The organism is Streptomyces sp. NPDC088915 (assembly GCF_044749825.1).
Taxonomy (GTDB): Bacteria; Actinomycetota; Actinomycetes; order Streptomycetales; family Streptomycetaceae; genus Streptomyces.
The window spans coordinates 266,566-280,780 of record NZ_JBIVIR010000007.1 but is presented as its reverse complement, the minus strand read 5'-3'; the positions used below and the strand labels follow the sequence as shown (position 1 = coordinate 280,780).

14 protein-coding genes are annotated in these 14,215 nt (G+C 73.0%); 7 read left to right on the top strand and 7 right to left on the bottom strand.

The features are described from left to right. Positions 1 to 79: 79 nt before the first annotated feature. Complete coding sequence (locus ACIP5O_RS15800; protein WP_401293361.1) at positions 80 to 955, top strand: ABC transporter ATP-binding protein; 876 nt, start codon at positions 80 to 82, stop codon at positions 953 to 955. Further along, positions 955 to 2,598, top strand: coding sequence for a transporter (locus tag ACIP5O_RS15795; RefSeq protein WP_401293359.1), 1,644 nt, complete (start codon positions 955 to 957; stop codon positions 2,596 to 2,598). Before ACIP5O_RS15800 ends, ACIP5O_RS15795 begins: the two co-directional genes overlap by 1 nt. Before the next feature lie 98 nt (positions 2,599 to 2,696). Here ACIP5O_RS15795 and ACIP5O_RS15790 read toward each other — a convergent pair whose 3' ends face one another. Next, the gene (locus ACIP5O_RS15790; RefSeq protein WP_401293356.1) at positions 2,697 to 3,905 is read right to left on the bottom strand and encodes an FG-GAP-like repeat-containing protein; all 1,209 of its coding nucleotides are present in this window, start codon (positions 3,903 to 3,905) and stop codon (positions 2,697 to 2,699) included. A gap of 38 nt (positions 3,906 to 3,943) precedes the next feature. Then, positions 3,944 to 4,978 carry a hypothetical protein gene (locus ACIP5O_RS15785; RefSeq protein ID WP_401293354.1) on the bottom strand — a complete coding sequence of 345 codons (1,035 nt, stop codon included), beginning with the start codon at positions 4,976 to 4,978 and terminating at the stop codon, positions 3,944 to 3,946. Positions 4,979 to 5,153: 175 nt separating this feature from the next. On the opposite strand from ACIP5O_RS15785, the gene ACIP5O_RS15780 reads away from it, so the two are divergent. Beyond that, complete coding sequence (locus ACIP5O_RS15780) at positions 5,154 to 5,978, top strand: TetR/AcrR family transcriptional regulator (protein WP_401293352.1); 825 nt, start codon at positions 5,154 to 5,156, stop codon at positions 5,976 to 5,978. On the opposite strand, the gene ACIP5O_RS15775 is transcribed toward ACIP5O_RS15780, so the two are convergent. The 5 genes from ACIP5O_RS15775 to ACIP5O_RS15755 form a co-directional block, all read right to left on the bottom strand. Further along, the gene (locus tag ACIP5O_RS15775; RefSeq protein ID WP_401293349.1) at positions 5,975 to 6,412 is read right to left on the bottom strand and encodes a GNAT family N-acetyltransferase; all 438 of its coding nucleotides are present in this window, start codon (positions 6,410 to 6,412) and stop codon (positions 5,975 to 5,977) included. The genes ACIP5O_RS15780 and ACIP5O_RS15775 overlap by 4 nt on opposite strands. After that, entirely contained in the window at positions 6,409 to 7,662 is a 1,254-nt protein-coding gene (locus tag ACIP5O_RS15770) for an RNA polymerase sigma factor (protein ID WP_401293346.1), read from the bottom strand. Before ACIP5O_RS15770 ends, ACIP5O_RS15775 begins: the two co-directional genes overlap by 4 nt. Beyond that, positions 7,659 to 8,021, bottom strand: coding sequence for a YciI family protein (locus tag ACIP5O_RS15765; RefSeq protein WP_401293344.1), 363 nt, complete (start codon positions 8,019 to 8,021; stop codon positions 7,659 to 7,661). Before ACIP5O_RS15765 ends, ACIP5O_RS15770 begins: the two co-directional genes overlap by 4 nt. A gap of 169 nt (positions 8,022 to 8,190) precedes the next feature. After that, positions 8,191 to 9,216 (bottom strand): hypothetical protein, encoded by a 1,026-nt coding sequence (locus ACIP5O_RS15760; protein WP_401293342.1) that lies wholly within the window; start codon positions 9,214 to 9,216, stop codon positions 8,191 to 8,193. A 97-nt stretch (positions 9,217 to 9,313) separates the two neighbouring features. Next, on the bottom strand, positions 9,314 to 9,724 hold the full coding sequence (locus ACIP5O_RS15755) for a hypothetical protein (RefSeq protein ID WP_401293339.1): 411 nt from the start codon (positions 9,722 to 9,724) through the stop codon (positions 9,314 to 9,316). Positions 9,725 to 9,805: 81 nt separating this feature from the next. Between ACIP5O_RS15755 and ACIP5O_RS15750 the strand changes: the two genes are divergently transcribed. From ACIP5O_RS15750 to ACIP5O_RS15735, 4 genes are all read left to right on the top strand, one after another. Beyond that, positions 9,806 to 10,624, top strand: a complete 819-nt coding sequence (locus tag ACIP5O_RS15750) for a helix-turn-helix domain-containing protein (protein ID WP_401293336.1) — start codon at positions 9,806 to 9,808, stop codon at positions 10,622 to 10,624. Beyond that, positions 10,621 to 10,794: a DUF397 domain-containing protein gene (locus ACIP5O_RS15745; protein ID WP_401293333.1), complete on the top strand. Its 174-nt coding sequence runs from the start codon at positions 10,621 to 10,623 to the stop codon at positions 10,792 to 10,794. The genes ACIP5O_RS15750 and ACIP5O_RS15745 overlap by 4 nt, the downstream gene beginning before the upstream one ends. A 155-nt stretch (positions 10,795 to 10,949) precedes the next feature. Continuing rightward, the gene (locus ACIP5O_RS15740; RefSeq protein ID WP_401293331.1) at positions 10,950 to 13,097 is read left to right on the top strand and encodes a hypothetical protein; all 2,148 of its coding nucleotides are present in this window, start codon (positions 10,950 to 10,952) and stop codon (positions 13,095 to 13,097) included. A 181-nt stretch (positions 13,098 to 13,278) separates the two neighbouring features. Continuing rightward, on the top strand, positions 13,279 to 14,199 hold the full coding sequence (locus ACIP5O_RS15735) for a serine hydrolase (protein WP_401293328.1): 921 nt from the start codon (positions 13,279 to 13,281) through the stop codon (positions 14,197 to 14,199). Positions 14,200 to 14,215: the final 16 nt, after the last annotated feature.

The window sequence follows — 14,215 nt, the reverse complement described above, 5'->3', positions numbered from 1 at the left end:
GTCCGGCCCCTGGGGCCCCGTGACGTCCGCCCTTAGGGTGGGCCCGTAAGCACGGGGACGAACGAGGGGCTGACGGGGCATGCCTGACCAGGCATCAGAGGGAGTGTTCGGAAGGACGGGCGCCGCACCGGGGGACGGGGCGGCGCCCGCGGTGCGGGTCGAGGGGCTGTGGAAGCGCTTCGGACAGCAGATCGCGGTGCACGGGATCGACCTGGACCTGCCCGCGGGGAAGTTCATCGGGCTCGTGGGGCCCAACGGAGCGGGCAAGACCACCACGCTCTCCATGATCACCGGCCTGCTCCGGCCCGACCAGGGCCGCATCCTGGTCTCCGGGAGCGACGTGTGGGCCGATCCCGAGTCGGTCGCCCGGGTCAAGTCCCGCATCGGCGTCCTGCCGGAGGGCCTGCGGCTCTTCGAGCGCCTCTCGGGCCGCGAACTCCTCGCCTACAGCGGCCGGTTGCGGGGCCTGCCCGGCGCCGAGGTCGACAAGCGCGCCGCCCAGCTCCTGGACGTGCTCGGCCTGACGGGCGCGCAGCACAAGCTGGTCGTGGACTACTCGACCGGCATGCGGAAGAAGATCGGTCTGGCGGCGGCGCTCCTGCACAATCCCGAGGTCCTCTTCCTCGACGAGCCCTTCGAGGGCGTCGACCCGGTCTCCGCGCAGACCATCCGCGGCGTCCTGGAGCGGTACACCGCGTCCGGCGCGACCGTCGTCTTCTCCAGCCACGTCATGGAGCTGGTCGAGTCGCTCTGCGACTGGGTCGCCGTCATGGCGGCGGGCCGGATCCGGGCCCAGGGCCCGCTGGCCGAGGTCCGCGGCGACGCGCCCTCGCTCCAGGCGGCGTTCCTGGAACTGGTGGGCGCGAACGAGCGCGCGGCGACGGGGGATTCGCTGGACTGGCTGGGCGGCGGCAACGGTACGGGATCGGGTTCGGGTTCGGGCGGGGCCCAGTGATGAGTGCCGTCCCCTCCCCCACCGCCCCCGCGCCCGCCGCCGCCGTCCCCTCCCTCACCTCCGTCTTCGTACGGCTCAAGCTGTCGCTGCTGCGCAACGGGCTGCGGCAGTCGGGCGGGCGGACCGCCGCGTACGTCGCCTCCGTCGTCTTCGGCGTGCTCCTCGCGGCGGGGATGCTGCTGGCCTTCGTCCTCGTCCGGGGCCACGAGAACGCCGGGACGGTCGCGATCCTCCTCACCGGGGTGGTCGCGCTCGCGTGGGCGGTGATGCCGCTCTTCGTGCCGAGCGGCGACGAGACCCTCGACCCGTCGCGGCTCGTGATGCTGCCGCTGCTCCCCCGCCCGCTGGTCCGGGCGCTGCTCGTGGCCTCGCTCGTGGGCATCGGCCCCGTACTGACGCTGTTCCTGGCGTTCGGCGCGGCGCTGTCCGTGGCGCACGGCGTCGCCGGGACGGTCGCCGCCGTGCTCGCCGTGCCGCTGGTGACGGTGACGTGCGTGGCGCTCTCGCGGGCGGTGGCCGCCGCCAACATCCGGCTGCTCACCTCCCGCAGGGGCCGGGACCTGGCGCTCCTCAGCGGTCTGGTCATCGCGGTCGGCATGCAGGTCGTGAACTTCGCGGCCCAGCGGCTCACCCGGCCCGGCGGGATGGACACGGTCGAACCGGCGGCGGCCGTCGTCGGCTGGCTGCCGCCGGCCGCCGCGATCGGCGCGGTGGACGCGGCGGGCGAGGGCGCGTACGCGGTGGCGGCGGCGCGGCTGCTGCTCACGGCGGCGGCGCTCGCCGGGCTCGTGCACTGGTGGCGGCGGAGCCTGGTGCGGCTGATGGTCGAGCCGGACGGCTCCACGATCGGCGCGGCCCCGGAGGCGGGCGCCCGGGGGAAGGACGGCCGCGCGGGCCTGCTCGGCCGGATCCTGCCGGACGGGCGCACGGGCACGGTCATGGAGCGCAGCCTGCGGTACATGTGGCGGGACCCGAAGACGAAGGCGGCGTGGGTGACCTCGCTCGCCGTCGGTCTGATCGTGCCGCTGTTCAACGCGCTCCAGGGCGCGGGCTCGATCTACTGGGCGTGCTTCTCCTCCTTCATGCTCGGCATGCTGATGTACAACCAGTTCGGGCAGGACACGTCGGCGTTCTGGATGGTCGCGCAGACCGTCTCGACGCCGGCCGACGCGTACGCCGAGCTGCGGGCGCGGGCGTTCGCGCTGCTCGCCGTCACCCTGCCGTTCACGCTCCTCGTGACGACCGCGACGGCGGCGGTGCTCGGCGACTGGGGGCTCCTCGCGGAGGGGCTCGGCCTGGCGTTCGGCCTGCTCGGCGCGATGCTGGGGACGGGCGCGCTGGCCTCGGCCCTCTTCCCGTACTCGATCCCGCAGGACAGCGGCTACAAGAACGTGGTGCCGGGGCAGGCGGGTTTGGCCTGGATCTCGATCTTCGGCGGCGTGCTGGTGTCGGGGGCGCTGTGCGCCCCGCTGATCGGCGCGGTGGTCTCCCTGCACTTGACCGGGCGGCACGCCCTCCTCTGGCTCCTCCTCCCGGCCGGAGCCCTCTACGGCACGCTCCTGACCTGGGCGGGCCTCCGGCTCGCGGCCCCGCGCACGGCGAACCGGCTGCCGGAGATCCTGGCGGCGGTCAGCAAGGGCTGACGGCCTTCGTGAGACGGGCGGGCCGCCCGGTGCGTACGGACGCACCGGGCGGCCCGCCCCGTTTCCGATCCGTGAGCCGGAAGGGGATCAGAAGGGGGTCAGAAGGCGCCGTTGAGGCCCCACCACTCGCCGTCGGTCCGCTCGCCCGACCCGAAGGCGCCGGTGCCGAGGCCCCGGTAGTGGACGAGCCAGCCCGGGTTGCCCGGGTTGCCGTTGATGGCGTAGTTCGTGTTGGTGACGGTCGCGAGGTCGGGGCGGCCGTCGCCGGTGGTGTCGCCGACCGCGAGGAAGGACTCCATGGCGTTCCAGCCGCCGGAGCCGATCAGCTTGCGGGCGCCGAGGCCGCCGGAGGCGGTGCCCGGGTAGGACCAGAGCTTGCCGGTGGACTTCTCCCGGGCGATCAGGTCGACGCGGCCGTCGCCGTTCGTGTCGCCGGGACCGACGAGGGCGTTCATCGCGTTCCAGCCGCCGGAGCCGAGCAGTTTGCGCGCGCCGAGGCCGCCGGAGGCGGTGCCCGGGTAGAGCCAGAGCTTGCCGGTGGACTTGTCGACGGCCAGCAGGTCGGCGCGGCCGTCGCGGGTGAGGTCGCCGACGCCGGCGATCCGGCCCATGGCGTTCCAGCCGCCGGAGCCGAGCAGCTCGCGCGCGCCGAGTCCGCCCGTGCCCGTGCCGGGGTACAGCCACAGCTTCCCGGTCGAGGGCTCGCGGGCGAGCACGTCCTCCTTGCCGTCGCGGCTGAAGTCCCCGTGGCGCACGAGGGCGTCCAGGGAGTTCCAGCCGCCGGAGCCGACCAGCCGGCCCGAGCCGTCGCCGGGCAGGAACCAGAGCCGCCCCAGCAGGTCCCGCGAGAGGACGTCGGCCCTGCGGTCGCCGTTCAGGTCGCCGAAGCCGGCCGCCTTGGGGGCCGCCTCCGCGTACCACGAGGGGTAGGAGGGCCGGGAGCACTCCCGCTCCGTGCCGGTGAACTTGATCGAGGAGATGGTGGTGGGCGACCACGTGGTCCAGGAGCCGTTGCTCGAAGGGTTCTCGATCGAGTAGCCCTCGTACGCCTCGTAGTCCCGGGACTCGTACAGGCAGGCGTACAGGGAGGTGCGGTTGATGTGCGAGAGGAATTTACTGCCCGCCGGGCCCGGCGCGGGCATGTTCGTCCTCGTCTTGAACATCGTGCCCTTGGCGTCCTCCTGCGTCCAGGCGCAGAAGTAGCCCTTGGGGCAGTCGCCCACGGCCGCCTGGGCGGGCGCGGCCGTGGTGACGGCGACCGTGCCCAGGGCCGCGAGGCCCAGCAGGGAGGCCAGTCCCCGCTTCATCGTCTTTCGCAATGTGTTCCCCTTTCCCCGGGGGAGACTCACGAACGGCCGGATGGTTGTACGGGAATCCGGAGGGAGTTCGACCGGCGGTCGGCGACGAAGAGCAGGACGAGGCCGAGGGCGACCCAGGCGGCGAGGGTGAGGGCCGGGACGGCCGCGCCGGTGCCGTCGAAGAAGGCGAGGGAGCGCAGCAGGCTGCCGGAGGCGCCGGGCGGCAGGACCTGGCCGAGGGTGGACCAGCCGGAGGGGAGCCAGTACGGGCCGCTGCCGAGGCCGGACAGGGGGTTGCCCAGGAGCATCATGACGGCGATTCCGGCGCCGAGTCCGGCGAAGCCCGCGAGCGCCTCCAGGCCGATGAAGGTCATGGACAGGGCGGCCATGCCGAGGCCCAGGCCGAGGGCGGTGAGCCAGTAGCTCCCGGCCAGCGACCCCGTTCCGTACTGGAGGCACCCGGCGATGGCGGCCCCTGCGAGCAGCGAGAAGAGGACGACGCCGGCGAAGCGGGTGCGCAGGTGCGCGTGGCCCGGGAAGAGCCGGGTGAGGAGGACGGCGGGGAAGATCCCGCCGAAGACCAGCGGCAGTCCGGCGGCGGCGAGTCCGGCGCCCCGGGGGTCGTCCCCGGGGAACGGCACGAGGTCGTGGACGGTGGCCTTCACGTGCTGCCGGTCCGCCGCCGCGTTGCCCAGGGCAGTCAGGGCGCCGGTGGCCGTCGGGGCTCCGGCGGTGGCCGTGTAGACGTCGATCCCGCCGGTGCCGAGGGCCAGGCCGCCCGCGACCTCGCGCTCCCGGATCGCGGTGGTGAGGGCGTCGGCGTCCTCGTAGACGGTGACGTCCCACTCGGGCCCGTCGAGCTTCGCCTTGAGTCCCTCGGCGGCGGCCTGGGGGCCGGTCACGCCGACGGGGACCTCGTGGGGGCCGCCGTTGACGCTGGGCAGGGCGAAGGCGCAGAGCATCAGGACGACCACGGCGGTCAGGCCGAGCAGGACGGCCGCGAGCTTGCGGGGCGTGCCCGGGCCCGGGCGGGGGGCGCCGGTTTCCACGGTCGCCACGGGAGGTGTGCGGTGTTCGGACATGGGGGACCTCTTTCCGGTCCGTCCGACGGCCGCCTCTCTCGGCGGGAGCGGACTGGGCGGTCGACAGGGCGGGGAAACGGGAGCGGGCGCGGAAGAACACCGCGCCGCGCCGGACGGCAGGACAGCCGGACGGAACATCCAGCATGACACACGATTACAGGGTAGGCTTATCCATGTGTCAAACCTCAGCGATTCGTCATCCCACGCCGTCCCCGACGACCTGGTGCGGGCCGCGCTGCGCGTCGCGCGCACCCGGGACGTCCCCGTCGCCGACGTCCCCCTGATCGCGGTCGCCGAGGAGGCCGGGATCTCCCGGAGCACTCTGATGCGCCGCCTCGGGGGCTCCCGCCGCGCCCTGGACGAGGCGGTGCGCGCCGCCGGGGTGGACCCCGGCGGGCAGAAGCCGGTCCGCGAGCGGGCCATGGTCGCCGCCGCCGACCTCATCAGCGAGCACGGCCTCGCCGCGGCCACGCTGGAACGGGTGGCCGACGGCGCCCGGTGCTCCGTCCACAGCCTGTACGCGGCCTTCGGCGGCCGGGACGGCCTGCTGCACGCCGTGTACGAGCGCTACAGCCCGATCCTGGACGTCGAGGCCGTCCTCGCCGCGCCGCGCGAGGACCTCCAGGAGACGATCCGCACGCTCTACCGCCTGCTGACCGAGGCCCTCGTCCGCGAGCCGCGCGTCGTGCCCGCCATGTTCGCCGACGCCCTCGCGCGCCCCGACGACCCGGCCGTCCAGGGCGTCTTCCGGCACGCCTTCTCGCGCATGGTCGAGGGCGTGGGGACCTGGCTCACCGGCGAGATCGCCGCCGGACGCATCCGCGACCTGCCCCCGCTGCTCCTCGTGCAGCAGATGCTCGGTCCCCTGGCCTCCCACTTCCTCATGCGCCCGGCGGCCGCCCACCTGTCCGTGACGGACCTGCCCTCGCACGAGGAGGCCGTCGAACTCTTCGCGGACAACTTCCTGCGGGCGGTGGGGACCCGGCCCCCGGCCCCTTAGAGCGGCTTGTACAGGTAGACGTCCTCCGCGCCGCCCGGCACCCCGGGCACGCGGCCCTTCTCCACGTACCCGTGCCGCTCGTAGAAGCCCGGGGCCTGGAAGGTGTACGAGGAGACGCAGGCCCGGTCGCAGCCCCGGCGGCGGGCCTCGGCCTCGGCGGCGCGCAGGAGCCTGCTCCCCCAGCCGTCGTGGCGGCTGTCCTCCCGCACCCACAGCAGGTCGACGGAGAGCAGCCCGCCCCAGGTCGAGGCCGTCAGGCCGCCCACGAGCACGCCCTCCGCGTCGACGGCCTTCACCGACAGCTCGCCCCGGTCGTCGGGGGTGGTGCCGGTGGCCGCGAGGTTGTACGCGTCGAGCCGCGCCTCCAGGTACGCGCCGAGCTCGGTGTCCTCGGCCCCCACGCTCAGGGCCGGTTCACGGTGGTCTTCGGTCATGCCGGGGTCTCCAGGCGGTGGGCGCGGGCGGTGAGGTGGCGGCGCTCGGGGGCGCTGGTGGTGCGGCGGGCGGCCTCGCGGTAGGAGGCCGCCGCGGCCCCGTGCTCCCCGAGGAGCTCCAGGAGGTGGGCGCGGGTGGCGTGCAGGCGGTGGTGGCGGGCCATGCGCTTGTCGGCCTCCAGCGCGGTGACCAGGGCGAGTCCGGCGGCCGGGCCGTGGACCATGGCGACGGCGACCGCGCGGTTGAGGGTCACCACCGGGTTCGGCCCGAACCGTTCCAGGAGGTCGTACAGGGCGAGGATCTGGGGCCAGTCGGTGGCACCGGCGTCCCCGGCCTCGTCGTGCACGGCCGCGACGGCGGCCTGGAGCTGGTACGGCCCGACCCGGCCGCGCGGCAGCGTCCGGCTGATGAGCTCGACCCCCTCGGCGACGAGCCGCCGGTCCCACCGGCCGCGGTCCTGCTCGGCCAGCGGCACCGGCTCCCCGGTCGGGGTCGTACGGGCGGGGCGGCGCGCCTCGGTCAGCAGCATCAGCGCGAGGAGCCCGGCGGTCTCGGTGTCGCCGGGCGTCAGGCGGTGCAGCATCCGGGTGAGCCGGATCGCCTCGGTGGACAGCTCCGGCACGGTCAGATCGGCGCCGCCCGTGGCGGTGTACCCCTCGTTGAAGACCAGGTAGAGCACGTGCCGCACCTCGGCCGACCGCTCGGTGAGGTCGGCCCCCTCCGGCACGGCCAGGGGGATCCCGGACGCCTTGACGGTCTGCTTGGCGCGGCTGACGCGCTGGGCCATGGTCGCCTCGGGCACCAGGAAGGCCGCCGCGATCTGCGCGGTGGTCAGGCCGCCGACCGCGCGCAGGGTCAGCGCGACCCGGCCGGCCGGGGACAGCGCGGGGTGGCAGCACAGGAACAGCAGGGCCAGCGAGTCGTCCCGGTCCCCCTCGGGCACGGCGTCGGCGGCGCGGTCGAGCAGCGCGGCCTGCGGAGTCGCGAGCGCGAGGGCGTCCTCGCGGCGCCGCCGGGCGCTGTCGCTGCGGACCTGGTCGACCAGCCTGCGGGAGGCGACGGTGACCAGCCAGCCCCGGGGGTTGTCCGGGACGCCGGCCTCCGGCCACTGCAGGGCGGCGGCCAGCAGGGCCTCCTGGACCGCGTCCTCGCACGCGTCGAAGACGCCGTACCGGCGCACGAGCGCGCCGAGGACCTGCGGCGCCAGCTCGCGCAGCAGGTCCTCGACGGCGGGGTGCGTGGTGGTCACGCGTCCGCCGCGGACTCGTGCAGCACCGGCCACAGCTCCACCGGCTCCACGTCCGCGAACGGCATGTCCGCGGCGATCGCCTGCGCCCGCTCCAGGCTGTCGCAGTCGAGCATGTAGAAGCTGGCGATGTACTCCTTGGTCTCCAGGTACGGCCCGTCGGTGACCGCCGGGACGCCGTCCTCGCGGCGCACGAGCTGGGCGGCGGCCGCGTCCGCCAGGCCGTAGGCGCCGAGGAGTTCACCGCTCTCGCGGTACTTCCGGTTGAACGCCTCCTGCTTGGCGATCGCCTCCGGCCACGCCTCGGCCGGGAAGGAGTCCCACTTGGCCTGGTTGCCGTAGATCATCGCGACGTACTTCATCCCGGGTGTCCCCTCGGTCCCGCGCGCCCCGTCGGCGCGCTGTCACCCCTCAGTCGGAGCCGGACACGAGCCTTCTACATCCGGCGGCGACTTTTCTCGGAAATTCTTTCCGCGCCGCCGCCGCGCCGCTGCCGTGCCGCCGCCGCCCTCCTCCGCACCACCGTACGGCTCAGGTGATGAGCCCCTGGGCGACCTTGTCGAAGTGGTCCCGCCAGGACACCGGCCCGCCGACCGGTTCGGTCCGCGTACGGGCCCGTTCCCGGCGGCAGGGGCCGCAGCGGGTCTCGTCGGCCACCTGCCGGAAGGTGTGTTCCCTGCCCGGCCCTTCGCAGATCACGATCCCGCCCCCGGCCGGGGCGGCCACGGCCGGCGCCGAGGGGCGCTCCGGGAGCTTCACCGTCAGCCGGTGCCGGAGGAACCCGACCGCCGACCGCACGCCGTCGACGGGCAGGTGGGACGTCAGGGCGTGCCGCAGCTCCGCGACCGACACCCCGCGCCGCAGCCACTCCGCCGCCGCCTCGGCCAGGCCCCGGGCCTCCCGGACGCCGAGCAGCAGGTCCCGGCTCTGGTGCCGGAGGGAGAGCAACAGGCGCTCGGCCGTCGCGACTTCGGGAGCGGGCCCCTCAGCGGCGGGCTCTTCGACGGCGGGCTCTTCGGCGACGGGCTCCTCGACGGCGGGCTCCTCGACGGCGGGCTCTTCGGCGGCGGAAGCCTCGGCGGCGGGCTCTTCGGTGGGTGGGTGGGAAGAAGTCTTCCCCCAGTCTTCGTCCTTGGGGTTTGAGCGACCGAGTTCCGGTGACGTCGGCGGACCGACCGTCGGGTTCGCACCACCCGGACCTTCCGGATCCTCCGCCTTCCGTGCCGGTGCGCCGCTCCGGATCGCCGACGCCTCTTCACGCGTGAGGGTGATGTTGGAGAGGACCTGCTGGGTGCTCCAACGACCGTCTCGCCTCTGCACCTTCCACTCGTGCAGGAACCCGCCCGCCGTCAGCGCCTTCTTCGCCCGCTGGTACTCCCGGGGCCGCAGGCCCAGTTCGTCCGCGTGCTCCCCGAGCGGCTTGGCGGCCTCGGACTCGGGGAGGCCCTGCACGTAGAGGAGGAGGAGCTTGGCGTCGCTGTTCAGGTGCCGATGGCGTACGAGTTCGTTCGATGCCTTGGTGAACGATCGAACGGGAGCGATAGCATGACGAAGCATTTCTGGTTTCTTTCTTTGGTGGGCCAGAAGTGAAGGCCCCCGAGGTGTGTTCCAGCACCCTCGGGGGCCGCTCTTTTCACAGAGCGTGACGACATATTTACCGTACAGCAGATTTCACGAACCGATGCAACAACTCCGGCTCCACGAACGGATCTTCGAACGTCGGACGTGACCTCCAGTCCAGCGGCCACGTCGCCCCGTGCAGCGCCGGGATCCCCACGTACGCCTCGCCCCTGCCGTTGCCGCTGAGCGCCCGCGCCGGAGCGGGCCAGGCGTACGCCGCCGCCGTACGGGGCGGCAGCAGGAAGTACAGGTTCCGCGCGCCCTTCGCCTCCCGGACGATCGGCCCCGCCTGGAAGTCCGTGAACGCCATCAGGCGGTACGCCACGTCCTCCCCGAGGAACCCCCCGATCCGTACGGCGTCGAAGTGCACGCCCGCGTGGCGGAGGGCGTGTCCGGTTGCGGGGACCCAAGTGGGCGCGCTGTCAAGCGGCTTGCGCAGATTCATGCGGCCAGCTTCGTGGGCGTGGTCTCCTGTGACCAGCGACACAGTCCGGTTGTGCAGGACTGTGCACTCGGGAGGTCGGGTGTGAACAGAGAGAAGAAGAAGACCGCAGGGGCCGCGAAGGCCTTCGGCACGCTCCTGCGCTTCCACCGCGAGCGGACGGGGATCTCACAGGAGGCGCTGGGCCAGAGAACCGGTTATTCCAAGTCCCAGGTGGCCATGATCGAGCGCGGGGAGCGGCGGGCCAGAGGCGACTTCGTCGAGATCGCGGATGGACTGCTGGGTGCACAAGGTGCACTTCTGGTCGTCGCGAAGGACGTGACGATCAGCGCGATGGCCGCGTGGTTCGAGGACTACCTGGCGGAAGAGGCGAAGGCCGCGAGCATCCAGGCATACGAGAACCAGCTCGTTCCCGGACTGCTACAGACCCCGGAGTACGCGCGCGCGGTTTTCGGCTGCGCCAGCCCGCCGTGGGAGGACGAGGAGGTGGAGGCCATGGTCGCGGCCCGGATGAACAGGCACGAGGTGTTCCACCGCAGGCCGCTCCCCCTGATCCGGTTCGTCCTGGAGAAGAGCGCGCTCAAACGCCCCATCGGGGGCCGCCCGTGCCTCAAGAGAAACCTCCTGCACATCCTGGAGATCAGCCAACTGCGCAACGTCGAGATCCAGGTCATGCCGGAGGACTGCGAGACCCACGCCGGGCTCAGCGGGCCGTTCATCCTGCTGGAGACGGCCGAACGAAGCAGTCAACTGGTCTACGTGGAAGGGCTGAGCGGCCGGTACTTTCTGACGGAACAGCCCGAGCTGGGAGATGCGTTCGCGCGCTTCGGAACCCTGCGCGCGCAGGCCTTCAGCCCGGGAGAGTCCTACAAACTCATCGAACAGGTGGCACGAGAGCTATGAGCACCGACCTCCACTGGACCAAGTCCTCCTACAGCAGCGAGCAGGGCGGCAACTGCGTCGAGGTCGCCGCCTGCGCCCACTCCGTCCACGTCCGTGACTCCAAGGACACCGACCTCCCCTCCTTCGAGGTCTCCCCCGCCGCCTGGGCCGCGTTCGTCTCCGGCGTGTGACGGCGTACGGACGACGGCGACCGCACCCGCCTCCCGTAAGAGGAGGGAACGGCTCCTGAAGGATGGTGCAACCATCGGTTCCGCCCGGGTGTCTTGAGGGCAGTGCGGCGCTCTTCGCCGCACCCGCTCCCATCCGCTCCTCAAGGAGGCCCCGCGTGTCCCGTGCCCGCACCACCCGGAACCGGCTGACGGTCGCCGTCGCCGTCGCCCTGGCCGTCACCACCGGAGTGCTCGCCGCTCCGGCGACGGCGGCCACGGGTGCCGTGACCGCGCCGTCGGCCGTCGCGCCGAAGGCCGTCCTCTTCCCGGCCGACTCCGCCGAGACCGCCGGTCCCACCGGCTTCCTCTCCCGGCAGGAGGACGGCGCCGTCTGGACGCGGTACGCGGACGGCGCCACCACCGCCTTCCCCGGGGGCGACGGGGTCACCCACCGGGGCTCCGCCGAGTCCGACGTCGTCGTGGTGAGCAAGGGCACCCGCCACACCGTCCACGACATGGCGCGGGGCGGCGAGCCGGTCGTCATCGACTCCCCGTACGAGCTGCGCGAGGTCAACGGCTCGACGCTCGTCATGGTCGACACCACGACCAAGGAGCTCCACCTCGTCGGCCGGACGACGCCCGACGGCGAGGTCGTCGACCGCAAGGTGACCGGGCTGCCGGCCGGGGCGGTCCCCTGGACGTTCTACGGGACCTCGCCCGGCACGCTCGGCCTCCAGGTCTCCTCGGCGACCGACGGCTTCGGCTTCGCCGTGGTCGACGTGGCCACGGCCGCCGTCACCGAGTGGTACGAGCTGGGCCAGTACAGCCGCTTCGGCCAGGTCACGCCCGACCGCGTGCTCTGGGAGGACGGGCTCGGCCGGACCAGGATCGTCGACCGCGCGACCAAGCAGGGCAGGACGCTCCCCTACCGCGCACGGGCGGTCCTGGGCGGCGACTGGCTGGCGGTCACCGACGCCAAGACGGTCGACGGCGTCACGTACCCGAACAGCCCGGTCGTCCTCGTCTCCCCGGAGGGCGACCGGAAGGTCCCGCTCCTCGACCTCGCGGGCGACGTGGCCCCGACGGGGGACGGCACGTTCCTGGTGACCGGCGGCACCTTCGCGCAGGGCACCGGGGTCTTCCGCGTCGCGCTCGACGCGAGCGGCACCCCGGCGGCCACCATGATCGGGGGCGGGCGGGTCCCGCTGGAGATGGTCCTGGAGAAGGCGAACGTGCCCGACACGTACCGCTTCGACGGCACCGACCCGCGGGTGACCTGGCAGACCAACCACCCGGACCTGGGCGTCTCCCTCGAACTGACCCACGTGGCCACGGGCCGCAAGGTGTCGCTCTGGAGCTACTACGACACCTCCATCGGCTGGGACGGCTACCTCGACCAGGTGATCGGCGCGTACAACGGCGCCTACACGTGGAAGATGAGCGCCCGCCCGGCGCACGGCGTCGGCCCCGCGGCCGTCGCGACCGGCACCACCACCGTGCGGCGCGGCACCGGCGCGGCCCGCGACTTCAACGACAACACCGGCGCCGACGCCCTCGTCCGCGACGGCTCCGGCAACCTCCTGGCCTACGACCTCGACCAGTTGAACGCCATGAAGGACCGCGACTGCCACGAGGAGGGCTGCAAGCCGGTCGTCCGCGACCCCGCGCCCGACCTGCTGGGCACCGGGTGGAACACGTACACGCTGATGGCCTCGCCCGGGAACGTGGCCGGTTCGGCCGCGCACGACGTGGTGGGGCGGGACCGCGACGGCGTGCTCTGGCTCCACCGGGGCGAGGGGCAGAAGCTGCTGCCGCGCACGAAGGTCGGCGGCGGCTGGCAGATCTACGACAAGCTGGTCGGCGGCTCGGACCTGAACGGCGACGGCCGCGGCGACCTCCTCGCGACCGACACCTCGGGCGTCCTGTGGTTCTACGCCTCCACCGGCGACGCCGAGGCCCCCTTCAAGGCCCGCACGAAGATCGGCGGCGGGTGGGGCGCCTACAACCTGCTGACCGCTCCCGGGAACATCGCCGGGGCCCCCGGGGGCGACCTCGTGGCCCGCGACGGGAACGGCGTCCTCTGGCTCTACCTCGGCAAGGGCGACGGCACCTTCACCGCCCGCCGCGAGGTCGGCGGCGGCTGGCAGAAGTACAGCCACGTCATCCCCGGCGGCGTCGACGCCAAGGGCGTGGCCGGTCTCTACGCCGTCGGCCCCTCCGGCTCCGCGCTCTACCACGGCACCAACAGCACCACCCGCCCCTTCGAGCCGGCCTCCACGCTGCCGCTGCGCAGCGACTCCACCCGCTTCAAGACCTTCTTCTGAGGCACGAGTTCCTCTTCCGAGGCACGGGGCCCGCTTCTGAGGCACGAAGCACGACGGGGGCCGCTCCTGAAGCGGGCGGCCCCTCGATTTCCCCGAATTCGTACAACCATCCGCACCCCCGGGAGTCGTACAAGGCGAACACGTCGCAGGCGTGTTCGTTTCGTTTCCAGGGGGAATCCACATGAATCGTCACATATCCCTGCGTGCCCGCGTGCTCACGGTCGCGGCCGCGGCCGGGGTGCTCGTGTCCGTCGTCGCGGGCGCGGCACCCGCCTCCGCCGCCCCCGCGCCGAAGGTCGCCTGCACGTCGGGCAAGGCCGGGCTCGCCGCCAAGCTCCAGAAGGACATCACCGCCGCCCTCGCCGGGCGCTCCGGCACCGTCGCCGTGGGCCTGTACGACCGCACCACGAAGACCACCTGCACCCTGCGCGCCACGACCGCGTACGACTCGGCCAGCGTCGTGAAGGTGACCGTCCTCGCCACGCTCCTGTGGGACGCCAAGAAGACCAACCGGTACCTGACCTCGCGCGAGACCGGCCTCGCCACCGCCATGATCACCAAGTCCGACAACGCGGCCACCACCACCCTGTGGAAGCAGCTCGGCCTCACCAAGGTGAAGGGCTTCCTGAAGGCCGCCGGCATGACGAACACGGTGCCGGGCGCCGACGGCTACTGGGGGCTCACCCGGATCAACGTCACCGACGAGCAGCGCCTGCTCTCCCTGCTCACCGCCAAGAACACCGTCCTGAGCGACAACGCCCGCGCCTACGTCCTCAAGCTCATGGGCGGCGTCGTCACCTCGCAGCGGTGGGGCACCCCGGCCGGCGCCCCCTCCTCGGTGTCCGTGCACGTCAAGAACGGCTGGCTGCAGCGCGCCACCCGCGGCTGGCGCGTGCACAGCATCGGCACCTTCAAGGGCGCCGGCCACGACTACACCGTCTCCGTGCTCACCGACGGCAACAGCACGATGAACTACGGCGTGACCACGATCCAGGCCGTGTCCAAGGCGATCCACAAGGACCTGATCCCGACCGCGTCCGCCGCCTCCCGCTACACGCCGACCACCACGCCCATGGAGGCGCACGTGGCGGTGCCGCAGTAGCGGGGACGGCCCGCCC

Bases quoted from the DNA above. Each gene is read 5' to 3' on its own strand.
- ACIP5O_RS15800 (WP_401293361.1), top strand. From the start codon at position 80: ATGCCTGACCAGGCATCAGAGGGAGTGTTCGGAAGGACGGGCGCCGCA.
- ACIP5O_RS15760 (WP_401293342.1), bottom strand. From the start codon at position 9,216: ATGCTTCGTCATGCTATCGCTCCCGTTCGATCGTTCACCAAGGCATCG.
- ACIP5O_RS15775 (WP_401293349.1), bottom strand. From the start codon at position 6,412: ATGACCGAAGACCACCGTGAACCGGCCCTGAGCGTGGGGGCCGAGGAC.
- ACIP5O_RS15755 (WP_401293339.1), bottom strand. From the start codon at position 9,724: ATGAATCTGCGCAAGCCGCTTGACAGCGCGCCCACTTGGGTCCCCGCA.
- ACIP5O_RS15785 (WP_401293354.1), bottom strand. From the start codon at position 4,978: ATGTCCGAACACCGCACACCTCCCGTGGCGACCGTGGAAACCGGCGCC.
- ACIP5O_RS15795 (WP_401293359.1), top strand. From the start codon at position 955: ATGAGTGCCGTCCCCTCCCCCACCGCCCCCGCGCCCGCCGCCGCCGTC.
- ACIP5O_RS15790 (WP_401293356.1), bottom strand. From the start codon at position 3,905: ATGAAGCGGGGACTGGCCTCCCTGCTGGGCCTCGCGGCCCTGGGCACG.
- ACIP5O_RS15745 (WP_401293333.1), top strand. From the start codon at position 10,621: ATGAGCACCGACCTCCACTGGACCAAGTCCTCCTACAGCAGCGAGCAG.
- ACIP5O_RS15735 (WP_401293328.1), top strand. From the start codon at position 13,279: ATGAATCGTCACATATCCCTGCGTGCCCGCGTGCTCACGGTCGCGGCC.
- ACIP5O_RS15765 (WP_401293344.1), bottom strand. From the start codon at position 8,021: ATGAAGTACGTCGCGATGATCTACGGCAACCAGGCCAAGTGGGACTCC.